This is a genomic window from Streptomyces sp. CNT372, assembly GCF_000377145.1.
The window spans coordinates 353389-376154 of record NZ_KB897781.1 but is presented as its reverse complement, the minus strand read 5'-3'; the positions used below and the strand labels follow the sequence as shown (position 1 = coordinate 376154).

At 73.7% G+C, this 22766-nt stretch carries 17 protein-coding genes; 6 read left to right on the top strand and 11 right to left on the bottom strand.

What is annotated here, in order from left to right; all coding sequences use genetic code 11:
- Positions 1-2 precede the first annotated feature (2 nt).
- From C593_RS0114430 to C593_RS0114415, 4 genes are all read right to left on the bottom strand, one after another.
- Entirely contained in the window at positions 3-1253 is a 1251-nt protein-coding gene (locus C593_RS0114430; protein ID WP_018848007.1) for a beta-ketoacyl synthase N-terminal-like domain-containing protein, read from the bottom strand.
- Positions 1250-2518: a beta-ketoacyl-[acyl-carrier-protein] synthase family protein gene (locus tag C593_RS0114425; RefSeq protein ID WP_020610310.1), complete on the bottom strand. Its 1269-nt coding sequence runs from the start codon at positions 2516-2518 to the stop codon at positions 1250-1252. The genes C593_RS0114430 and C593_RS0114425 overlap by 4 nt, the downstream gene beginning before the upstream one ends.
- Positions 2515-2943 carry a cupin domain-containing protein gene (locus C593_RS0114420; RefSeq protein ID WP_018848005.1) on the bottom strand — a complete coding sequence of 143 codons (429 nt, stop codon included), beginning with the start codon at positions 2941-2943 and terminating at the stop codon, positions 2515-2517. Before C593_RS0114420 ends, C593_RS0114425 begins: the two co-directional genes overlap by 4 nt.
- Before the next feature lie 135 nt (positions 2944-3078).
- Positions 3079-4200 (bottom strand): SchA/CurD-like domain-containing protein, encoded by a 1122-nt coding sequence (locus C593_RS0114415; protein ID WP_026277689.1) that lies wholly within the window; start codon positions 4198-4200, stop codon positions 3079-3081.
- Between the two features lie 242 nt (positions 4201-4442).
- On the opposite strand from C593_RS0114415, the gene C593_RS0114410 reads away from it, so the two are divergent.
- Both C593_RS0114410 and gdhA read left to right on the top strand, forming a co-directional pair.
- On the top strand, positions 4443-6101 hold the full coding sequence (locus C593_RS0114410) for an FAD-dependent oxidoreductase (RefSeq protein WP_018848003.1): 1659 nt from the start codon (positions 4443-4445) through the stop codon (positions 6099-6101).
- Between the two features lie 98 nt (positions 6102-6199).
- Positions 6200-7711, top strand: a complete 1512-nt coding sequence (gene gdhA, locus C593_RS0114405; protein WP_486591134.1) for an NADP-specific glutamate dehydrogenase — start codon at positions 6200-6202, stop codon at positions 7709-7711.
- Positions 7712-7828: 117 nt separating this feature from the next.
- On the opposite strand, the gene C593_RS0114400 is transcribed toward gdhA, so the two are convergent.
- The 3 genes from C593_RS0114400 to C593_RS0114390 all read right to left on the bottom strand — a co-directional run bounded on the left by C593_RS0114400 (position 7829) and on the right by C593_RS0114390 (position 11643).
- A complete protein-coding gene (locus tag C593_RS0114400) occupies positions 7829-8731 on the bottom strand; it encodes an endo alpha-1,4 polygalactosaminidase (RefSeq protein ID WP_018848001.1) in 903 nt (300 codons plus the stop codon).
- A gap of 155 nt (positions 8732-8886) precedes the next feature.
- Positions 8887-10302, bottom strand: a complete 1416-nt coding sequence (locus C593_RS0114395; RefSeq protein WP_018848000.1) for a GH1 family beta-glucosidase — start codon at positions 10300-10302, stop codon at positions 8887-8889.
- Positions 10303-10617: 315 nt separating this feature from the next.
- The gene (locus C593_RS0114390; protein ID WP_018847999.1) at positions 10618-11643 is read right to left on the bottom strand and encodes a LacI family DNA-binding transcriptional regulator; all 1026 of its coding nucleotides are present in this window, start codon (positions 11641-11643) and stop codon (positions 10618-10620) included.
- Between the two features lie 423 nt (positions 11644-12066).
- On the opposite strand from C593_RS0114390, the gene C593_RS0114385 reads away from it, so the two are divergent.
- From C593_RS0114385 to C593_RS0114375, 3 genes are all read left to right on the top strand, one after another.
- A complete protein-coding gene (locus C593_RS0114385) occupies positions 12067-13416 on the top strand; it encodes an ABC transporter substrate-binding protein (RefSeq protein ID WP_018847998.1) in 1350 nt (449 codons plus the stop codon).
- Positions 13417-13507: 91 nt separating this feature from the next.
- Positions 13508-14563, top strand: coding sequence for a carbohydrate ABC transporter permease (locus C593_RS0114380; protein ID WP_018847997.1), 1056 nt, complete (start codon positions 13508-13510; stop codon positions 14561-14563).
- Positions 14560-15477: a carbohydrate ABC transporter permease gene (locus C593_RS0114375; protein ID WP_018847996.1), complete on the top strand. Its 918-nt coding sequence runs from the start codon at positions 14560-14562 to the stop codon at positions 15475-15477. Before C593_RS0114380 ends, C593_RS0114375 begins: the two co-directional genes overlap by 4 nt.
- Positions 15478-15543: 66 nt before the next feature.
- On the opposite strand, the gene C593_RS0114370 is transcribed toward C593_RS0114375, so the two are convergent.
- On the bottom strand, positions 15544-16080 hold the full coding sequence (locus tag C593_RS0114370; protein WP_018847995.1) for a hypothetical protein: 537 nt from the start codon (positions 16078-16080) through the stop codon (positions 15544-15546).
- Between the two features lie 372 nt (positions 16081-16452).
- Here C593_RS0114370 and C593_RS0114365 point away from each other — a divergent pair, with 372 nt between their 5' ends.
- On the top strand, positions 16453-18777 hold the full coding sequence (locus C593_RS0114365) for a SpoIIE family protein phosphatase (protein ID WP_018847994.1): 2325 nt from the start codon (positions 16453-16455) through the stop codon (positions 18775-18777).
- Between the two features lie 103 nt (positions 18778-18880).
- Here C593_RS0114365 and C593_RS0114360 read toward each other — a convergent pair whose 3' ends face one another.
- The 3 genes from C593_RS0114360 to C593_RS0114350 all read right to left on the bottom strand — a co-directional run bounded on the left by C593_RS0114360 (position 18881) and on the right by C593_RS0114350 (position 22595).
- A complete protein-coding gene (locus C593_RS0114360) occupies positions 18881-20476 on the bottom strand; it encodes an oxygenase MpaB family protein (protein WP_018847993.1) in 1596 nt (531 codons plus the stop codon).
- A complete protein-coding gene (uppS, locus tag C593_RS0114355; RefSeq protein ID WP_018847992.1) occupies positions 20473-21297 on the bottom strand; it encodes a polyprenyl diphosphate synthase in 825 nt (274 codons plus the stop codon). Before uppS ends, C593_RS0114360 begins: the two co-directional genes overlap by 4 nt.
- 275 nt (positions 21298-21572) lie before the next feature.
- Complete coding sequence (locus C593_RS0114350) at positions 21573-22595, bottom strand: LacI family DNA-binding transcriptional regulator (RefSeq protein WP_026277686.1); 1023 nt, start codon at positions 22593-22595, stop codon at positions 21573-21575.
- Between the last annotated feature and the right edge of the window lie 171 nt (positions 22596-22766).

Here is a 22766-nt window from a genome sequence, read left to right as displayed (position 1 = left end):
TCTCACCCGGCCGGCGCGTCCGCGCGGCGCACCACGAGCGCCGCGTTGGAGCCCATCAGGCCCCGGCTCAGCACCAGGGCCGTGCGCAGTTCGGCGGGGCGCGCCGAGCCGGTGACCAGGTCGATGTCGTGGCAGACCTCGTGGACATGCGGGGTCGGCGGGACGACGCCGTGCTCCAGCGCCAGTACCGCGCCCGCGGTGTCCAGCACCGGGGCGCCGCAGTAGGCCCGGCCGGTACCCGTCTTGGGCGCGGTGACCGGCACCCGGGAGCCGTGCGGGCCCAGCGCGTCGGTCAGGGCGAGGGCCTCGGCGCGGTCGGCGTCCGGCAGGCCGAGGGCGTCCGCGAAGACCACGTCGATCTCCTCGGGCGCGCAGCGGGCCGCCCGCAGGGCGCCCCGGATCGCATGGGCCAGGCCCTCGCGGGACTCCTCCCAGCGGGAGGCGCCGGTGAACGTGGCCGCGTGCCCGGCCAGTTCGGCCCGTACCGCGGCGCCCCGCCGACGCGCCGCCGCCTCGTCCTCGACGACCAGCATCGCCCCGCCCTCGGCGGGCACGAAGCCGCAGGCGTGCGCCGTGAACGGCCGGTAGGCGCGCTCGGGCTCCTCGACGCAGCTCAGCTCGCGGTAGCCGAGCTGGCAGACGACCGAGTACGGCGCGAGGGGCGCCTCCGCCGAGCCGACGACCACGGTGTCCGTGCCCCGGCGCACCGCCGACGCCGCGTGCGCGAGGGCGTCCAGACCGCCCGCCTCGTCGCTCGCCACCACCCCGCAGGGGCCCTTGAAGCCGCCCCGGATCGAGATCTGGCCGGTACTCGCCGCGTAGAACCAGGCGATCGACTGGTACGGGCCCACATAGGTGGAGCCCTGGCCCCACAGACGCTGGAGCTCCCGCTGGCCGAACTCGCCGCCGCCGGACCCGGCCGCGGTCACCACGCCGACCGCGTACGGGTCGGAGGCGTCCGTGGCCGCCGGGACGCGGGCGTCCGCCAGCGCCATGTCGGCCGCGGCCATCGCGAAGTGGCTGAACCGGTCCGTCTGGACCAGGTACCGCTCCTCGACCAGCGACTCGGCGTCGAAGCCGCGGACCTCGCCCGCGACCCGCAGCGGCAGATGCCCGCAGCCCTCGCGGGTCACCCGGTCCAGCGAGCTGACACCCTCCACGGCGGCCTTCCAGAAGGCGTCCGTACCGATGCCGCCGGGGGCGACGACACCGATGCCGGTCACCACCGGACGACGGTTCTCCTCGGTGCTCATGCGCTGCTCCCACCTGGCCGGGTCAGCACCACCGCGGACTGGAAGCCGCCGAAACCGCTGCCCACGGACAGCACGTTCCGCAGCTTCGCCGCCCGCGCGGTGCCCGGCACGTAGTCGAGGTCGCACTCCGGATCGGGCTTCTCGTAGTTCGCCGTCGGCGGCACCGCCTGGTGGGCCAGCGCCAGGACACAGGCGACGATCTCGATGGCGCCGATCGCGCCCAGCGAGTGCCCCACCATCGACTTGATGGAGCTCATCGGGACGTCGTAGGCGTGCTGCCCGAGGGACCGCTTGACCGCGGCCGTCTCGTGCCGGTCGTTCTGCTGGGTGCCGGAGCCGTGGGCGTTGACGTAGTCCACGTCCGACCCGTCGAGACGGGCGTGGTCCAGCGCGTGGTCGATCGCGCGGGCCATCTCCAGGCCCTCACGGGTCAGACCGGTCATGTGGTGCGCGTTGCCGAAGGTGGCGTAGCCGCCGATCTCGCAGTACACCGTGGCGCCGCGTGCCCGGGCGTGCTCCAGCTCCTCCAGCACCAGGACCGCGCCGCCCTCGCCCATCACGAAGCCGTCGCGGCGGGCGTCGAAGGGGCGGGAGGCGTGCTCCGGGTCGTCGTTGTTCGCCGAGGTCGCCCGGATCGCGTCGAAGCACGCCACGGTGATGGGCGAGATCGGCGAGTCCGATGCGCCGGCGACGCACACGTCCACCCGGCCGTCCTCGATGGCCTGGAAGGCGTACCCGATGGCGTCCAGCCCCGAGGTGCAGCCCGTGGAGACGGTCTGCACCGGGCCGTGCGCCCCGGTCTGCTCGGCCACCTCGGAGGCGAGGGCGCTGGGCGAGAACGCGCGGTGCAGATGCGGAGCGGCCTCGCTGTGGTCCACGTCCCAGCGACGCCCGGAGGCGCTCACCCTGACGTAGTCCTGCTCCAGCCGGGTCGTCCCGCCGACCGCGGTGCCCATCGACACCCCGACCCGCCACGGGTCCTCGCGCTCCATGTCCAGCCCCGCGTCGGCCAGCGCCTCACGGGCTGCGACCATGGCGAACTGCACATAGCGGTCGGCCCGTTGGAGGGTCTGCGCCTCCAGCCCGTGCACCGCGGGGTCGAAGTCGACCTCGGCGGCGATCCGGGAGCGGAACCCGGCCGGATCGAAGAGGGTGATGCCCCGCGTCGCGGTCCGGCCGGCCGCGAGCAGGTCCCAGAACGCCGGGGCACCCACGCCACCGGGTGCGACGATGCCGACGCCGGTCACCGCCACACGACGGTTCACGAAACCGCCCCCGTGGGCTGGGCCGCCGCGTCCTCGGGGCGGACGGTCTCCTCGGTGTCGACGTGCCCCAGCTCCGGACGCGGCGCGAGCGGGCCGAGGTGGAACACCATCCGGGCCTCGGTCGAGCCGACGTTGCGGAACCGGTGGCGCACGTACGGCGGGATCAGCAGGCCCTGGTCGGTGCGGATCGCGTGGGTCTCCCCGTCCAGGTCGACCTCCAGCTCCCCGGCGACCACGTACACGAACTCCTCGGAGTACGGGTGGTAGTGCTCGCCGATCCGGTCGCCGGGCTCGACCAGCGCCAGGCCCATGAAGCCGCTGGTCGCGCCCACGGCGGTGGGCGTGAGCAGGGCGCGCAGGTCGCCTCCGCGCCTGCGGTTGGGCTCGGTCTCGCCGAGGTCGACGATGCGGTGCTTGGTGCTCATGACTGTTTCCTCCGTGAAGGGCGGTGGGGCCTCGGACGGCGCGCGGGCGGCCCGCGCGGGCGCACGGCGGCGGAAGGGGGCGGTGCGGCGGGGGGTGTGCGGCGGATCAGGAGCCGCGCACCCCGAGGCGGAAGATCAGACGGCGCGGCGGTCGGTGACCAGCCGCATGTCGGCGGAGCGCAGCAGCCGCGCCGCCAGGTCGGCGCCGGCCGCCGAGGCGTCCAGACCGAGCGCGCCGAGGTCGATCAGACGGGCCAGTACGGCAGCCTTGCGGGGGCCGCGCGCCCCGACGGCGAGCAGCGGGTCGGCGTCCAGCGGACCGCGGGCGTCGACCAGGCGCACCACGATGTCGTCGCGGTGGAAGACCGTGCTGCTGTCGACGAGACCGCTCGGGTCGTCCGCGGCCGCCTCGTCCTGACGGGCCAGCAGCCTGGCGAGCGCCATGCCGCAGCCCTCCTTGGCCGGGTAGAACAGCGCGTGCCGCTCGACCTCCTGGCGGGGGGTGCCGTGCGTCGCCAGATGGTGCACGGAGGGCAGGGCCGCGCGGGTGAAGAAGGTCCGCGCCGACTGCGGGTCGTCGAGGTCGCGGTCCTGCTCCAGGAAGGGGTTCAGGGCCTCCTCGACCGCCCGCACCTCGGGCTGCCGGGCGACGTGCCGCAGCGCGGCCATCAGGTCGCCCTGCACCTCGACCGTCCGCACGACCCGGTTGCCGTGCATGAACAGCGAGGTGCGGCGCAGCCGGGTGTTCTCGTCGACCCGGGCGGCGGGGGACGCGTAGTGCGCGAGGATCTGGGCGACCTGCGACTCGCTGCCGGGCTTCACGGTGAAGGTGAGCGCGTGGCGGACCACACCGTCACCGACCCGGGGCTCGGCCTGCAGGAGCGGACGCGGGCGGTCCGGGGCCGGGGCGTTCACCCCGTCCGTCTCGCGGAGCACGCTGTAGCGGAAGGAGCGCGTGTCGCGCACGCAGTTGTGCAGCGGTTTGACCGTGTCCAGGTGCGCCTCGCTGTTCACCCAGGCGAGGAACGGCGGGGCGCTCTCCCACTCGCTGGTGATCAGCCACTGCGAGGGGTTCTCGATGGACTGGCAGAGCTGGTCGCTGATGTGACCGGGGATGGAGGCCACCTGGTGGCGCATGTGCTCGTAGGCGTCGAGGAACTCCTGCTGCGCGCCGTCGTGGAGGTCCAGCAGCAGTACCACGCGCAGCCGGGAGCCGTCGAAGGCGGACTGGGATATGCGTTCGGACAGCGTCGTCATGGTCACGCCTCTCCTAGACTGTGAGGTGTCGCCACCCGGGTCGGAGAACGAACCCGGTCCTGAGCGGCTGCGCACGGGCCGATGTCGCGTGCACGCACTGTGGCGGTCCGTATCCGATCCTCGGCCGCTACCACGGGTGGCGCGAGATGTGTGAACCAGCCGGGTGAAGAGGCGAGGGAACGCCCCGTGCGGGGGCATGGAAAGGTCGTTCCCCCTCCCCGCGGCCCGTCAAGGAGCCACAGATGCAGCAAGCCCCCGACGTACGTGTTCCGGTCCTGGTGGTGGGCGGCTCCCTGGTGGGCCTGTCGACCTCTCTCTTCCTCGGCAGACTCGGTGTCGAGCACCTGCTCGTCGAACGCCACGCGAGCACCTCGCGCCATCCGCGCGGCCGCGGCAACAACCTCCGCACCATGGAACTGTTCCGCACCGCCGGCATCGACGACGCGATCCTCGACGCGGCCCATCTCCTCGCCGGCAACCACGGCATCCTCCAGGCCCGGACCCTGACCGCGGGCGACGACGAATGGCTCGTCCAGGGCGTCCAGACCGCCGACGGCTCCGCCCGGGTCAGCCCCGCCGCCTGGTGCGTGTGCAGCCAGAACGACCTGGAGCCCGTCCTCCTCGACCACGCCCGCAAGCTCGGCGGCGACCTCCGCTTCGCCACCGAGCTGCTCTCCTTCGAACAGGACGCGGACGGTGTGACCGCCGTCGTCGAGGACCGGGAGAGCGGCAGGCACCTCGTGGTGCGCGCCGACTACCTGGTCGCCGCCGACGGCCCGCGCAGCCCCGTCCGCGAGCACCTGGGCATCGGCCACTGTGGCCCCGGCGACCTCTTCCACAACGTCAGCGTCACCTTCCGCTCCCGGGGGATGGCCGCGATCGTCGGGGACCGGCGGTTCATCGTCTGCTACCTCACCGAGCCCGGCGGCGACGGAGCCCTGCTGCCCGTCGACAACGCCGAGCAGTGGGTCTTCCACGCCCCCTGGCAGCCCGAACAGGGCGAGAAGCTGGAGGACTTCACCGACGAACGTCTCGTCGCGCACATCCGCCGGGCCGCCGGCGACCCCGGCCTCGACGTCGAGATCACCGGCCGCTCGCCCTGGCACGCCGCCGAACGCGTCGCCGACCGCTACGCCGACGGCCGGGTCTTCCTCGCCGGCGACTCGGCCCACGAGATGTCCCCGACCGGCGCGTTCGGTTCCAACACCGGTATCCAGGACGCCCACAACCTCGCCTGGAAGCTCGCCGCCGTCCTCGCGGGCACGGCGGGTCCCGGACTGCTCGGCACCTACGAACGCGAACGCCGGCCCGTCGCCGTGGCCACCAGCGCCCGCGCCTCCGCCCGCTCCCGCGAGCACAGCCACCCCGGCTACGCCCCCGGGCCGGGCGGCGGAGGGAAGCAGCGCGGCATGCTCGCCGTGGCCGTCGGCTACCGCTACCGCGACGGTGCCGTGCTCGGCACCGACCCCGCGCTCCCCGTGGTGCCCGAGGAGTCCGAGCTGCGCGGCGAGCCCGGCAGCCGGGCCCCGCACCTGTGGCTGCGCCGCCCCGGCCAGCAGCGCCCGCTGTCCACCCTCGACCTCTACGAGCGCGAACTCGTCCTGCTCACCGGCACCGGCGCGGTGGCGGCCGACTGGCAGAACGGGGGCGCCGAGGCCGCCCGCCGGCTCGGCGTCCCCCTCGCCGTCCACTCCCTCGGCACCGGCGAGGACGCCGACCTGATCACCGAGGACGGTGCCGACTGGGCCGACGCGCACGGCGTCACCGGGGACGGCGCCCTGCTGGTCCGCCCCGACGGCTTCGTCGCCTGGCGCTCCGCTGGCCCCGCCGCCGACCCGGCCCGCGAGCTGACCGGGGTGCTGACCGCGCTGCTGCACCGCGAGGCGGGCCCCCGGGGCTGATCCCGGAGCGGCTGGTAGCGTCCGACCCAGGGAGAGGCGGCCCGGCCGCCTCTCCCGCGCGGGTGGCGACCTGCCCGGGGGAAGGCGCGGTGACCACCATGCGGGACACGCGGGTGGCCGCCGCGCGGGGCGGGCAGGTGAACGCGGGGGGCGGGCACGCCGTACCTTCCGCCGGCGACCGTACCCGGACGACCGAACACCGAGCACCGCCCGGACCCGGCAGCGAGCCGGCCGCGGGCGGGAAGGGAGACGCCGTGGCAATCGCAGCCCCGAGGGAGCGCCTGGCCGGACTGTACGCGGAGCTGGTGCGCCGCAACCCCGGCGAACCGGAGTTCCACCAGGCCGCCCACGAGGTGATCGAAAGCCTCGGCCCGGTCTTCGAGGCACGCCCCGAGTACGCGGAGCCCGGCCTCGTCGAACGGCTCGTCGAACCCGAGCGGCAGATCGTCTTCCGGGTGCCCTGGCAGGACGACCGGGGCGAGGTGCACGTCAACCGCGGCTTCCGGGTGGAGTTCAACAGCGCCCTCGGCCCCTACAAGGGCGGCCTGCGCTTCCACCCCTCGGTGAACCTCGGGGTGGTCAAGTTCCTCGGCTTCGAGCAGATCTTCAAGAACGCGCTGACCGGGCTCGGCATCGGCGGCGGCAAGGGCGGCAGCGACTTCGACCCGCGCGGCCGCTCCGACCACGAGGTCATGCGCTTCTGCCAGTCCTTCATGACCGAACTCCACCGGCACATCGGCGAGCACACCGATGTGCCGGCCGGGGACATCGGCGTCGGCGGCCGGGAGATCGGCTACCTCTTCGGCCAGTACCGGCGGATCACCAACCGCTGGGAGGCCGGCGTTCTCACCGGCAAGGGCACCGCCTGGGGCGGCTCCCAGGGCCGGGCCGCCGCCACCGGTTACGGCAGTGTCCTCTTCGCCGCCGAGATGCTGGCCCTGCGCGGCGAGGACCTGGCCGGGCGCACCGCCGTGGTCTCCGGTTCCGGGAACGTCGCCGTGCACACGATCGAGAAGCTCGCCGCCCTCGGCGCCCACCCCGTCACCTGCTCCGACTCGCAGGGCTATGTGGTGGACGAGAAGGGCGTCGACACCGAACTGCTGCGCCAGGTCAAGGAGGTGGAGCGCGGCCGGGTGAGCGACTACGCCGAGCGGCGCGGCTCCTCCGCCCGCTTCGTGCCCGCCGGCCGGGTCTGGGACGTGACCGCCGACATCGCCTTCCCCTCCGCCACCCAGAACGAACTCGACGCGGACGCCGCCCGGGAGCTGGTGCGCGGCGGGGTCCGCGCCGTCTCCGAGGGCGCCAACATGCCCTGCACCCCGGAGGCGGTCCGCGTCTTCCAGGAGGCGGGCGTCGCCTTCGGTCCGGGCAAGGCGGCCAACGCGGGCGGGGTCGCGGTGAGCGCCCTGGAGATGCGGCAGAACGCGGCGCGCGACTCCTGGACCGAGGAGCAGGTGGCGGGCGAACTGGCCCGGATCATGGCGGACATCCACCGCGTCTGCCACGAGACGGCCGAACGCTACGGCGCGCCGGGCGACTATGTGACGGGCGCGAACATCGCGGGCTTCGAGCGGGTGGCGGACGCGATGCTGGCGCAGGGGGTCGTGTAGGGCAGGGGAGAGGGGCCCGGGAGGAGGCTTCCAGCAGGTGCGGCGGCGCCGGGGGTGGGCTTCGGCAGGTGCGGCGGGCCGGGGTCAGGACGTGCGGCGGGACCGGGGGCCGGGCTTTCAGCACGTGCGGCGGAGGTGGCCCTGCTCGCCCGCGGGGCGCACCTCCCGGTCCCGCAGGGTGACGGACAGCTTCCCGGCCCAGGCCCGGCAGGCGGCCGTGAAGTCGCGCCCCCGGTACTCGACCGCGAACACCCGCCCCTGGTACGCCGTCAGATAGGCCGCGCACTCGTCGTAGCGGGCGCACTCCTCGGCCACCGCGAAGTCGAAACCGGTCCGGTCGCGCGCGTCCAGGAGTTCGGCCGTGTTCTTCTGGGCGACGGCCAGGCCCCGGGCGTGGCCCCGGTCGGTCAGCAGCCGGGCGAAGGCGACCGCGTCGTCCGCCGTGAGCAGCCCCTGTGACCGGGTCCAGGAGTCGAGGTTGTCGGGCTCGACCGCGTCGTAGCCCGACTCGGCGCAGCCGTCGATCCAGGGGCCGACCACCTTCATCACGGCCGTGCGCCGGGCGGGGGTGGAGATGTCGAGCAGCGGCTCGTCCCAGTCCTCGTCGATCACCAGCCCGCCGTCGACACCGCGCAGCAGCAGCTCCGGGTGGTGTTTGTGCCACCAGTCGGTCTCCGCGCCCGGCTGGGCCTGGTAGGCGTTGACGTAGCAGATGTTGTACACGCCCTCGGCGGGGTCGGCGCTGCGGTCCCGGGCGACGGCGGCCACCGTCTTCGCCGGGCGGTAGGGGCCGCCGATCTGGTAGTCGAAGACCGCGCCCGGCTCGGGCGGCCGGACCGCCGGGCCGCTCGCCCCCTGCGCCGACGGGCGCGGCTGGGCGCCGCCGCCGCCCGTGGTGCACGCGACGACCAGCAGCAGGAGCGCGGCCGCGGCGCCGGCGGCGGCCCCGCGCGCGGTGCGGGCCAGGAGGCGCACCGGTTCGCGCGGGGCGCGGTGGCCGTGGGCGGTCGGCTTGTTCACGGGCGGGTACCTCGCTCGGTCCGGTGGGCACGGGGGCGGGTCAAGTGGTCCGTCCCGTGGGCTCATGGTGGCACGTGTCCCGGCGCCCGGCGGATCCGGCCTCCCCTCAAGTGACGCGTGGGCGGACCCGGTTGAGAGCCGGGCCGCCTGTCGAGTCAGCCGGGGAGCCGGTTGTGCAGGGCCACGTCCCCGTACCAGAGCGCGCTCTGCTTGGGCGTGCGGACCTGGGTGTCGAAGTCCACCCGGACGATGCCGAAGCGCATGCCGTACCCCTCGGCCCACTCGAAGTTGTCCAGCAGAGACCACAGGAAGTACCCGCCGACCTCCGCGCCCGCCTCCACCGCCTCGCGCACCGCCCGCAGATGGGACTCGATGTACGCGGTCCGCGCGTCGTCCCGCACCCGGCCGTCCGCGTCCGGGACGTCGTCGAAGGCAGCGCCGTTCTCCGTGATGTACATGGTCAGGCCCGGGTGCTCGCTGGCGATCCGGAGCAGCTGGCGGCGCAGTCCGTCGGCGTCGATCTCCCAGCCGATGTCCGTGCGCGGCAGCCCCCGGTCGACGAAGCGCACATCCTCCGCGCCCGGCCAGGGCGACGGGCCCGACGGCTCGCCGCCGCCCGCGACCCGGTACGAGGAGTAGTAGTTGACGCCCAGGAAGTCGACCGGCGCGCCGATCGCCTTCTCGTCCTTGGGGCGGAGGTACGCGGTGCAGCCGACCCGGTCGAGGTGCTCCCGGATGTCGTCCGGGTAGGCGCCCCGCACCACCGGGTCCAGGAAGAGGCGGTTCTGGAGGAGGTCGACGCGGTGCGCCGCGTCCCGGTCGGCCGCGCTCTCCGAATCGGCCTGCACCGGGTAGAAGTTGAGGGTGATGCCGACCTCGGCGGCGGGCGCCGCCGCGCGGATCGCCGGAACCGCGAGACCGTGACCCAGCAGCAGGTGGTGGGCGGCGGCCAGGGAGCCGGCGGGGTCGGTGACACCGGGGGCGTGGATTCCGCTCGCGTAGCCCAGGAAGGCGGCGCACCACGGCTCGTTGAGCGTCCCCCAGAGCCGCACGCGGTCGCCGAGTGCCTCACTCACCAGGTGGGCGTACTCGGCGAAACGGTACGCCGTGTCCCGGCTGCGCCAGCCGCCCGCGTCCTCCAGGGTCTGCGGGAGGTCCCAGTGGTAGAGGGTGAGCGCGGGCTCGATGCCGTGCTCGTGCAGGCTGTCGACCAGCCGGCGGTAGAAGTCCAGGCCCCGGGGGTCGGCCGGGCCCCGGCCGTCCGGCTGGATGCGGGGCCAGGCGACGGAGAACCGGTAGGCGCCGATGCCGAGTTCGCACATCAGCGCGACGTCCTGCTCGTAGCGGTCGTAGTGGTCGGCTGCCGTGTCACCGGTGTGGCCGTGCGCCACCTTGCCGGGGGTGTGGGCGAAGGTGTCCCAGATGGAGGCGCCCCGGCCGTCCCGGTCGGCCGCGCCCTCGATCTGGTAGGCGGAGGTGGCCACCCCCCACAGGAACCCCTGCGGGAACTCGGCGCCGCCACCGGGTGCCTGGGGGAGGGGGCGCGGGGCCGGATCGTGCTCTGTGGTCATCGTCGTCCTCGGGGTGGATGGGGCGGGTGGGCATACGGGGGGCGCGGGTGCTGCCCGTTTCGGGTCGCGTCGGGTCGCGTCGGGGCGGCCGGGCGGGCCAGGTCCGGCCGTGGGATTCCCGGCATACGGCGGGGAAGCGCTCCCTTCCCCGGCCCGCCGGCTCCGTGCGGGGCAGGCTGATGGACGGAGCCACCGCTCGGACGGGGGAGTGGGAGCGCTCCCATGAGATTGGTCGCAGAGGGCGGAGCTTGTCAAGGGCGGTCCGCCGGGCCGGGGCGCCCGACGCGGGGCCGTATGCCGGCCCGGGCGGGCCCGTCAGGCCGTGCCGCGCCGCACCAGCTCCGTGCGGACGATCACGTTCCGCCAGGCCGCGCCCGGATCGGCGATCTGGTCGAGGAGGACGCCCGCCATCGTCCGGCCCATCTCCTCCACCGGCTGGCGGACCGTGGTCAGCTGCGGGTCCGTGTGCTGGGCGAGCGGCGAGTCGTCGAAGCCGACCACCGCCACGTCCTCGGGCACCCGCCGCCCGGCCGCGCGCAGGGCGTGCAGGGCGCCCGCCGCCATGACGTCCGAGGCGGCGAAGACCGCGTCCAGATCGGGGTGGCGGCGCAGCAGCTCGGCCACGGCGTGCCGGCCGCTCTCCTCGGTGAAGTCACCGTGCGCCACCCGGGACGCCCCGTGGTCGGGGCAGGCCGCGCGCACGGCCTCCTCGTAGCCCCGCAGCCGGCACTGCGCGACGTACATGTCACCGGGCCCGGTGATGGTGACGATCTTCCGCCGGCCGGTCGCGAGCAGATGGCGCACCGCGAGCCGCGCACCGCCCGCGTTGTCGGAGTCCACGTACGACACCGTCTCGTCGGCGGTGCGCCGGCCGCCCAGGACGGTGGGCATGTCCATCTCGGCGAGCAGGTCCGGCAGCGGGTCGCTGCGGTGCACGGAGACCAGGAGTACGCCGTCGACGCGGCGGGCCTTCGCGTACTGGAGGAAGCGGGTGCGCTCGCGCTCGGTGCGGACCAGGGTGAGCAGGAGCTGGAGCTCGGTGTCGGCCAGCCCCATCCCGACGCCGTGGATGATCTCGGAGAAGTACGGCTCGGTGAAGAACCGCTTCTCCGTCTCGGGGACGACCAGGGCCACGGCGTCCGTACGGCTCCCGGCCAGGGCCCGGGCCGCGTGGTTCGGGACGTAGCCCAGCTCGGCGATGGCCCGTTCGACCGCGAGGCGGGTCGAGTCCCGCACCCCGGGGGAGTTGTTGATCACCCGGGACACGGTGCCCCGCCCCACTCCCGCGCGTGCGGCGACCTGCTCCAGCGTGGGCGGGCCCTGGCGTCCGCGTACAGCCATGTGCGTGTCCTCCGGTGCGCGGTGGTGGTCGTGCTCGATTGTCCCCGGACCGCCGTGTCCGCGGACCGTCCCCGAAAGGTCATGGTGCCAGAGTGATCGGGAGCGCTCCCGATCGCGGGGGTTTCCGTGCAGCTCAGGGGAGGGGGCGGGCGGGAACCGGGGGCGGCGCGCGCACCGGCAACTGCCGTTCGGGGCATACCCAGTTCTCACACTCCCGACATCTCGGAGCAATAAAGCTCTGCTGTCCGGCCTTGACAGTGCGTGGTGCCGCCGGGAAGCTTCGAACCAGGCAGAAGTGGGAGCGCTCCCATGCGGATTCGGGCGCCCGTCCGGGCTGTTCGTGCACCGCGTCCCCACCCTCCCCCCGCCGTGACCGGTCCCTGCCGCCGCCAGCCGAATCAGTCGTCGTCGTAGGAGCATCAGATGCGCATATCCACCGGTGTCGCCCGGCCCGGAACCCGGGCGATCACCCTCACCGCCGCCGGCCTGACCACTCTGGCGCTCGTCCTGTCCGGCTGTTCGGCAGGTGGCGGCGGTGCCGCCGACGACGGCGCCGGGGACGGGAAGATCACCCTCCGCGTCGGCACCTTCGGGTCCTTCGGCTTCGACGACAAGACCGGCGCCAAGCTCTACGCCGAGTACGAGAAGCAGAACCCGCACATCACGATCGTCGAGACGAACGTCGCCGACGGCCAGAAGTACTGGGACGCGCTCAAGCTGCGGCTCTCCCAGGGCAGCGGGCTCGCCGACATCCAGGCCGTCGAGGTCGGCTACATCGCCGAGGCCACCGGCGACGCGATGGCGGGCAAGTTCGTGGACCTGCGCGAGGCCGAGGGCGTCGACACCTCCGCGTTCCTCGACTGGAAGGTCAAGCAGGCCACCACCCGCGGCGGCCAGGTCGTCGCCCTCGGCACCGACATCGGTCCCATGGCCATCTGCTACCGCAAGGACCTCTTCGAGAAGGCGGGCCTGCCGACCGACCGCGAGAAGGTCGGCGCGCTGTGGGCGGGGGACTGGGCCAAGTTCCTGGAGCAGGGGCAGAAGTACAAGGCCAAGGCCCCGGCCGGCACCGCGTTCCACGACTCGGCGAGCGGTCTGTTCAACGCGGTGATCTCCAGCGAGCCCGACCAGTACTCCGACGAGAGCGGCAAGCTCCACTGGGAGGGCAGCCCCGGCGTCGCCAAGGCCTGGGACATCGCGGTGAAGGCCGCGGAGGGCGGACTGACCGCCAAGCTGCGGCAGTTCGACGAGAAGGGGACCTGGAACGCGGCCTTCAAGAACTCCCGGTTCGCCACCGTCGCCTGCCCGAGCTGGATGACCGGCATCATCAAGGACCAGGCCGGCCCCGCCAACAAGGGGAAGTGGGACATCGCCCAGGCGCCCGTCCCGGCCAACTGGGGCGGCTCCTTCCTCACCGTCCCGAAGGCGGGCAAGCACACGGCGGAGGCCGCCAAGCTCGCCGCCTGGCTGACCGCGCCCGAGCAGCAGGCCAAGGTCTTCGCGGTGAACGGCAACATCCCGTCCACGACCGCCGGGCTGGCCTCCGACACCGTGCAGAACGCCCAGCCGGAGTACTTCCCGGGTGTCCCCGTCGGCGCGATTTACTCCGAGGCGGCCCGCAAGATCTCCCCGGCGCCCATCGGCCGCCACGACGGCCAGGTCAAGACCTTCCTCACGGACAACGGGATCCTCGACATCGAGACCCGGGGCACCGCGCCCGACGCGGCCTGGAACAACGTCAAGAAGCTGATCGAGGACAAGATCGACCAGTAGCCCGCCCGGCGTCGGCCGCCCGCCCCGACCGGGCGGCCGGCGCGCTCCACGACCGTCCCCGACTCATGACGCACCAGGGAAAGGGCGCCTGATGGCCACCTCCCTCCAGCCCGGCCAGGACCCGGCACCGCCCGCCGCACCCCCGCCCGGGCCCCGCCCCTCCACCACCTCCGGGGCCGCCGCCCCGCCCCGCGACCCCGACGGCTGGCGCAGCCGCATCTACCGGATCGACCTGAAGGCGACGCCCTATGTCTATGTCGCCCCGTTCTTCCTCGTGTTCGGGGCCTTCGGGCTCTTCCCCCTGCTCTACACGGGCTGGCTCTCCCTCCAGAAGGTCGAACTCGGCGGCGAGGCCGAGTGGCGCGGCCTGGAGAACTACACCCGGCTCTGGGACAGCGACTTCTTCTGGAACGCCCTGGCCAACACGTTCACCATCGGTGTCATCTCCACGGTCCCGCAGCTGCTGATGGCCCTCGGCCTCGCGCATCTGCTCAACTACCGCATCCGGGGCCGGGGTTTTTACCGGGTCGCCGTCCTCGCCCCGTACGCCACCTCGATCGCCGCGGCGGCCCTGGTCTTCGCCCAGCTCTTCAACACCGACTACGGCCTGATCAACCAGCTCCTCGGCCATGTCGGTCTCGACCCGGTCAACTGGGAGACGGAGAAGTGGCCGGCGCAGATCGCCATCTCCACGATCGTGACCTGGCGGTGGACCGGCTACAACGCGCTGATCTACCTGGCCGCCATGCAGGCCGTCCCGAACGACCTCTACGAGGCGGCGGCCCTCGACGGGGCCTCCCGCTTCCGGCAGTTCATCAGCATCACCATCCCCTCGATCAAGCCGACGATCCTGTTCACCGTCGTGGTCTCCACGATCGGCGCCACCCAGCTCTTCGGGGAGCCGCTTCTCTTCGGAGGCAGCCTCGGCATCGGCGGCGGCAGCGGCAACCAGTACCAGACCCTCAGTCTGCTGATGTACGAGAAGGGGTGGGTCACGGGGGCGCTCGGGCAGGCGGCCGCCATCGCCTGGGTGATGCTGCTTCTGCTGCTGCTCATCGGGCTCGTGCGGTTTCTGCTCGGCCGGCGTTCCGGCGGACGGAAGACGTCCGCCGGACGGAAGACGAAGGACGGAGCGGTCCGCTCATGACACACGCGATCGACACCACGCGGCGCCCCACGCCGCCCCGTCCCCGGCCCGGCCCGCGCCGGAGGTTCGGCGGCGCCGCACGAGCGGGACGCCAGCACCACGCCGGGCCGTTCACCTATCTGCTGCTCGGCTTCGCCGCCCTGGTCTCGCTGTTCCCGCTCTACTGGAACCTGGTCGCCGCCTCCCACACCGGCGAACGCGTCGTCCAGGCGCCGAGCCCCCTGCTGCCCGGCCGGGAGCTGATCAACAACCTCTCCATTGCCTGGAACCAGGTCGACATGGGAGTGGCCCTCGTCAACACCACGATCGTGGCGAGCGCGGTCGCCATGAGCACCGTCCTCTTCGCGACCCTCGCCGGATTCGCCTTCGCCAAGCTGCGTTTCAAGGGCCGCAACGTGCTGCTGACGATCGTGGTGGCGACGATGACCGTGCCCCCGCAGCTCAGCGTGATCCCGCTCTACCAGCTGATCACCGAGTTCGGCTGGGTCAACCAGCTCCAGTCGGTGATCCTGCCGAGCCTGGTCGCGGCGTTCGGGGTGTTCTTCATGCGGCAGTACCTGCTGGAGGCACTGCCCGTCGAACTGATCGAGGCGGCCCGGATGGACGGGGCGCACAGCCTGCGCATCATCTGGCACGTGGTCTTCCCGGTCGCCCGGCCCGCGATGGCGGTCCTCGGCATGCTGATCTTCGTCCAGGCGTGGAACGACTTCTTCTGGCCGTTCATCGCCCTCACCCCCGACGGTTCCCCGACACTCCAGGTGGCCCTGGCCGGTCTGGGCGCGGGCAATCACACGGTGAACCACGCGATCGTGCTGACCGGCGCCATGATCGCCACGATGCCGCTGCTGCTCGTCTTCGCGTTCCTCGGCAAGCACATCGTCGGGGGCATCACCTCGGGGGCGGTGAAGAGCTGACGCGGGCGCGCCGGCCGGCCGCCGGTACCGGGCCAACCGGCAGGCCGGCCGTGTCCGTTGCGGGTGTCACGCCTCCTCCGAGGCGGCGAGCGCCTCGGCGATCATGCGGGTGGCGAAGTCGCGGTCGCCCGCGATGCGGTTGATGTGCTCCGCGAGCAGGAAGGCGGTGGCTTCGAGCGGGTTCATCTCCACGTCCGTCCACTCCCCGTACTGCTTGCGCCACAGGGTGGGGCTCAGCCCGGTGCCCGCGGCGATGACCAGACCGGCCATGGTGGGGATGGCCTCGGGCCGGATGCTCCTCGGCATCATGCGCATCGTGGCCACGAGGTGGGGCACCACGTACTCGACGACGTCCTTGTCGTGCTCCTCGTGCGCCTTCCGCAGCCACGTCATGAACATGTAGATGAGCGTGCACGCCCCGTCCAGCACGTCATCGGCCTCCTCGGGACCCATCGACGCGGTGAACTGCTCCAGCAGGGCCTGCTGTTCGGCGTCGTTCGTGCCCTCGGTGTCATGGATGCTCCTGAGCCTGGAGTCGATCATCATCAGCGCGGTGCCGACATCACCGACCGGGGCGAACTGGGGAGAGCAGGGCGAAGTCACGGGTTCCTCTCGGTGGCTGCGTTGGGCGACAGGGCGTGTTCTCAGCGTAGTCAGCCGGGGAAGCGGGCGGGGCTGCTTGCCGTAACGGGGTGCACCGCGGCGCGGACGGCGCCGGCGCGGCGGCGCCCGTCCCGCGCGGCCGGGCCGGGACGAGTGCGTGCCGAGTGGTTACGCTGCGAGGGTGGGTGTGTCCGCCGGACGCACCTGCCCGGAGCAGGGCACGAGCAGGACCCGAGGCACCGGCACAGTACCCGGGCGGTGACAACCGATGACCGCAGACAGGACCACCCCGGCCTCCTGGCCGGCCGCGCGCGGCGTTGCCGGGCGGCGGCGGCCGGTCCCGGCCGGTCCCGGCCGACGGCGGGAGGCGCCGTGTCCGGCACGGCCGATCTGAGCGGGCGGCCCGTGGACGGCGGTGCCCCGGCGGGCGCCCTGGTGGACATCGTGCGCCGTACCGGTGCCTCTGCGGGCGGCGTCTACCTCCTCGACGAGTCCGCGGGCGTCATCGGGCTCGCGCTGCTGTGCGGTGTGCCGGTCGAGGTGGTCTGGCCGTATCGGCGCGTGCCCCTGAGCGCCTCCACGCCGGCGAGCGACGCGGTCCGGGACGAGCACCTGGTCTGGGTGGGCTCCCAGGAGGAGCTCGCCCGTGTCTATCCGCGCACCGCGGCCAGCCTGCCGTACCGTTTCGCGCTGGCCGTCCTGCCCCTGCGGTTCCGGGGCCGCTGCCGGGGCGGCCTCATGCTCCTGTGGCCCGCCAGTCATCCGCCCGAGATCACCCGGCGGGAGCGGACGCTGCTCAAGGCCGCGGCGCGGAGTCTCGCCCGGGTGCTCGACGAGGCGCGTCCGGCACCCCTGCCGGACCAGCCTCTCCTCATCCCCGCCGGTGCCCTCCAGGAGGCCCGCAGCGGACAGCCGCTGCTCGCCGCGCGGGACTACCTCGACCGGATGCCGGAGGCGGCTCTCGGCCTCGACCTCGAAGGGCGGATCACCTTCGCGGCCGGTGCGACCCGTCCCCTCCTCGGGCTCGACGTCGAGCGGCTGCGCGGCACCCGTCCCTGGCAGTCGCTGCCCTGGCTCGACACCGCGGCGGTGGAGGACCACTACCGCACCGCGGTGATCAGCCGTGACCCGGTGGCCTTCACCGCGCTGCGCCCACCGGACCGCCCGCTCCGCTTCGAGCTGTACCCGGACGCCAGCGGCATCAGCGTGCGGGTCACCGGGGCCGCTGCGTCCGTGCCCGGTTCCGCCACCGCGCCCCCGGGTGTGCACCCGCCGCCGCACCCGACCCCGCAGGGGCCCTCCCACCTGACCCGGCCCGGGGCCCCGCCCCCGTCCACCGCTCCCGCCCCGTCGCCGGATCCCTCTCCCGCCCCGCCCCCGTCCACCGCTCCGGCCCCGTCGCCGGATCCCGCCCCGCCTCCGTCCACCGTGCCCGCCCCATCGCGGGCCGTCCCACCGCGGGCACCGCCTGCCGGGCCCGGGGCGGCGGCTCACGCCGGACGCCTGTACCAGCTCGTGCACCTGGCGGCCGCGCTGACGGAGACCGTCGTCGTCCGTGACGTCGTCGACCTCCTCGCCCACCAGGTGCTGCCCGCCTTCGGGGCGGACGGGCTGGTGCTGTCCGCCGCCGACGCGGGCCGCCTGCGCATCACCGGGTACCACGGCTACGACCAGCGCACCATCGACCGGCTCGACGGGCTGCCGCTGGACACCGATGTGACACCGGCCGGACGCTCGCTCTCCGACGGCACGGCCCGCTTCTTCGCCGGGCCCGGGGAAATGGCCCTGGAGTATCCGGACGCACCCCGGCTCAGCGGCAAACAGGCGTGGGCCTTCCTGCCTCTGATCATCTCGGGCCGCCCCGTGGGCTGCTGCATCCTCTCCTACAGCCGGCCCCACCACTTCAGCGCCGACGAGCGCGCCGTCCTGACCTCGCTCGCCGGTCTGATCGCCCAGGCACTGGACCGCGCCAGGCTCTACGACACCACCCGGGAACTCGCCCGGGGCCTGCAGCAGACCCTCCTGCCCCGGCGCCTGCCGCGCGTCCCCGGGCTGGAGACGGCCGCCCGCTACCTCCCGGCCAGCCACGGCATGAACGTGGGGGGCGACTTCTACGACCTGATCCGCGTCGACGACACGACCGCCGCCGCCGTGATCGGCGACGTCCAGGGCCACAACGTCGAGGCGGCGGCCCTGATGGGCCAGGTGCGGACCGCCATCCTCGCCGCCGCCGGCGCGCCACCGGACCAGGTCCTCGCCCGGACGGACCGGGTCCTCGCGGACCTGGAGTCGGAACTCCTGGTCTCCTGCCTCTATGTGCACATCGACCTGGAGCGCCGGCGGGCCGTGCTCGCCAGTGCCGGGCACCCGCCGCCGCTGCTGCACCGGGCGGGGCGCGCGGGCACCGTCGTCGAGCTCGACCCCGGCCCGCTGCTGGGCATCCACCCCGGTCTCGCCTTCCCCCTGGTCACCCTGGAGCTGCACACGGGGACGTCGTTGGTCCTGTACACCGACGGCCTGGTCGAGACGCCCGGCACCGACGCCGACCACGTCGCCCGCGATCTGGCCGGCCGGCTGGCCGGCCACACCGGCGACCCCCTCGGCCGCACCCTCGACGGTCTCCTCCACCACGCCCGCCCCGCCGCCCACTACACGGACGACATCGCCCTGCTCCTCCTGCGGATCGCGACGGCCTGAGGCCGGTCCTGGGCGGGTGCGGCAGCGGCGACGGGTGCCCGGCACCGGCCTCGGGCGGCCGGTCCGTGCCGGTGCGGCAGCGGCGACGGGTGCCCGGCGTCCGTCACGCGTCCGCCAGCAGCGGGTCGTACGGCGTGCTGGTGCGGCGAGCGGACATGAAGGCGAGGAAGTCGCCGACGAAGGCGGTCCGGTCGTAGCCGCGTCCCGTGTCGCCGAGGTCGCGGTGGAACGCGGTCCGGAAGAGCGCCCGGTACTCGTCCGCGTCGATGGTCCCGTCGCCGTTCCGGTCGGTGGCGTCGAAGAGCACCTCGGCGACGCGGATCAGGGCGGGGCCCGCCAGGGAGGGGACGGCAGCGGCGTACTCGTCCGCCGACACGCGGCCGTCACCGTCGGTGTCGAGGGCGGCCTGCAGTTCGCGCCACCAGGCGGCGAAGGCGTCGTAGAGGCGCGTCTCCTCGGGTTCGTCCAGGTCGAGCCGGGTGGACAGCTCCCGGGCCATGGCGGCGAGATCGGGCCAGTCGAGATGACCGTCGCCGGTCTGGTCGAGGACCTGGCGGAAGAACTCCTCGGCCGATCGCCTGCCCGCCGCGGACCGCCGGACCTGCCCGGTCCCGGCAGCCGGGGCGGGCGCCGCGTCCGGGTCCTCGTCGGCGCCCAGCGGGGTGAGGAGACGCAGGAGTGCGGAGGCCCGCTTCATGTGGCGATGCAGGGCGGCGGCCGTCCTGGCCCCGGGGTCGTCGCTTCCCGGTGCGAGCGAAAGGATCTCGATGACGCGTTCGGCGTTGAGCCAGCCCTCGGGGAGGAAGCGCGCCAGTCCGGCCGCGACGTAGGCACCCTGCATCAGGGTGTGGGCACCGGGAGTCTCGGGCAGTCCTGCCCGGCGCCGGTACGGCTCGGGCAGCGAGGCGACGGTGATCGCGCCGAGCAGCGGACCCACCACGGCCCGGCCGGCCGCCCACAGGGCCGGGGCCCCCTCGAACAGGGCGGGTGCGGGCAGGTGGTCGAAGAGCCGGTAGAGGATGACACGGGCCGCCTCGGTGTTCTCCAGCTCGTTCGCGACGACCCGGTCGAAGTACGGCCAGAAGTCGTGGACCTCCTCCGGGAGTTCCGTGGCGTCGCCGTCCAGGGCGGCGAGGAAGGCGCGGTACTCCGCGTACATCCTCTCCAGCGCGTCCTGGTCGAGCGGCTGACCGCTCAGCCGGCACATGGTGACCGTGCTCTCGAACAGGGTGGCGACCACCCAGGCGCGGGCCGGGCGGTCCATCGCGTCGTAGGGGCGGCCGCGGGAGTCGGCACCGCTCATCCGGGCGTGCAGCCGGTTGAGCCGGGCCGCCTCCCGCTCGCGCGCCGCGGGGTCGGTCCCGAACATGCGCCGCAGGCTGAGATAGGTGTTGCGCAGCCGGCGCCAGGGGTGGGTGGTGAAGGTCGAGTTCTCGACGAGGGCCGCGCCGACCTGCGGGTGGGCGGCCTCCAGGACGGTAGCGCGGATCAGGGCGAGCGCCCAGCGCGGGTCGTCGAAGAAGGCGTGGAACCGGGAGTCGGGCCCGAAGAGGGGCGGCCTCGGGTCGGGCCCGGGGGTGTGCGCGGCGCCGGTCGTGCCGGTGGTCGCCCCGGCGCCGGCGGGCTCCTCACGCCCCTCCGGTCCGGTGGCTCCCGCGGTCTCCGCGGCTCCTGCGGTGCGGGAGTCTGCGGTGGTCATCGTGTGTCTCCGTTCGTCCGCGGCGGCAGACCGCCGTAGCGGCGCTCGCGCCGCCGGTAGGTGTGCAGGCAGTCCAGGAAGTCGGCGGCGCGGAAGTCCGGCCAGAGCACCTCGGGGAAGACCCACTCGGCGTAGGCGACCTTCCAGAGCATGAAGTTCGAGATGCGCTGCTCGCCCGAGGTGCGGATCACGAGGTCCACGTCCGGTGTGTCGGGGAACGGCAGGTGCTCCGCGAAGACCTGCTCGGTCAGGTCCTCGGCCGGCCGGCCGCTGCGGATCAGGGAACGCGCGGCCTCGACGATGTCCCGTCGCCCGCCGTGGTCGAAGGCCACGGTCAGCGTCATGCGCCGGTTGTCACCGGTCAGCGTGGTCAGGTCGTCGAAGTCGAGGCCGAGCGGGCGGGGAATGCGCGGATCGGAGGCGCCGAGGAACCGGCAGCGGACGCCGCGGGCCAGCAGCAGGGCCGCGTGCTTGCGCACGACCCGGCGGACCAGGCGCATGAGGTACTCGACCTCGTCCTCGGGCCGGTTCCAGTTCTCGGTGGAGAAGGCGTACAGGCTCAGCCACTCAACCCCCGCGGTACGGGCCGCCTCGATGATCTCGATGACGGTGGCCTCGGCCGCACGGTGGCCCGCCGTGCGGGGTAACGAACGGCGTTGTGCCCACCGGCCGTTGCCGTCCATCACGCAGGCGACGTGCCGGGGGACCGCCCCCGGCGCCGGGCCGGGGGGCCGGGAAAGGTCCGGCGCCGGGGCGGTCGCCGTCCGGTTCCGGTCCCGGTCGTGCCCCTGTGCGCCTACCGCCGTCCGCAGCCCTCCCACCGGGTCCGGACCTCGTGCCGTGTCACCCGCCGGTCCCGCAGCACCGACCGCGCCGCCATGCTTCATGCCACCCCGCCTCGGCCCCTCGCGCGCCGCCCCCGCAGCCGCGCCTGTCTGCCGGGATTCTGGCAGGGCGCGAGCCGCGCCGGGGTACGGGAACGGGTGCCGTCACCCCTCACTCACACGTCCGAATCCCTGCGCCGTGCGTCGCGACGTGACCCGCGCCCGGCGCCGGGGGCGAGGGACGGGCGCCTCCGCGGGGCGGACGACGGTGCCTACGCGACCGCCCCGCACGCCGCCGTGGACCCGCGGACGACCAGTTCCGGGAGGAAGACGAACTCGCTGTGCGGGGCCGGAGTGCCGCCTATGTCCTCCAGGAGGGCGCGGACGGCGGCCTGGCCCATGGCCTGGACGGGCTGGCGGATGGTGGTCAGGGGCGGGTCGGTGAACGCTATGAGCGGGGAGTCGTCGAAGCCGACCACCGAGACGTCCTGCGGGACGTGCAGTCCCCGCTGCCGTGCCGCGCGGATCGCGCCCAGCGCCATCATGTCGCTGGCACAGACGACCGCCGTGCAGCCCCGATCGATGAGTTCAAAGGCCGCCGCCTGGCCGCCCTCCAGGGAGTAGAGGGAGTGCTGGATCAGCTCCCGCGACTGCTCCGCGTCCAGCCCGAGGCGTTCCGCGACCGCCTGCTGGAAGCCCTCGATCTTGCGCAGCACCGGGACGAAGCGGCGCGGGCCGAGGGCGAGGCCGATGCGGGTGTGGCCGAGGGAGACCAGGTGCGTCACCGCCAGGTGCATCGCGGTCCGGTCGTCGGGGGAGACGAACGGTGCCTGGACCTTGGGGGAGAAGCCGTTGACGAGGACGTGCGGGACGCCCTGCGCGCGCAGCCGGTCGTAGCGTTCGGTGCCGGCCGTGGTGTCCGCGTGCAGGCCGGAGACGAAGATGATCCCGGCGACGCCGCGGTCGACGAGCATCTCGGTCAGTTCGTCCTCGGTCGACCCGCCCGGGGTCTGCGTCGCGAGGACCGGGGTGTATCCCTGCCGGGTGAGGGCCTGGCCGATCACCTGCGCGAGCGCGGGGAAGATCGGGTTGTCCAGTTCCGGAGTTATCAGGCCGACCAGCCCGGCGCTGCTGCGGCGCAGCCGTACCGGCCGTTCGTAGCCGAGCACGTCGAGTGCGGCGAGGACGGATTCGCGGGTGGCCGCGGCCACACCCGGCTTGCCGTTGAGCACGCGACTGACTGTGGCTTCACTGACCCCCGCCTGGGCTGCGATGTCGGCGAGCCGCGCGGTCATGGAAGGGGACTGTACCGGGCGTGCCGGGGATTGCCCACCAGGTGCGGGCCCCGGTGGGTCCGGACCCCTGCCCGATCGGGTCGGGCCTTCGGCGGCCTGGCCGAAGACCTCCCCACCCCGGCCGTCCCCCGTAACCCGCGTCACACATCCTGCAAAGTCTTGCGAGCTCCT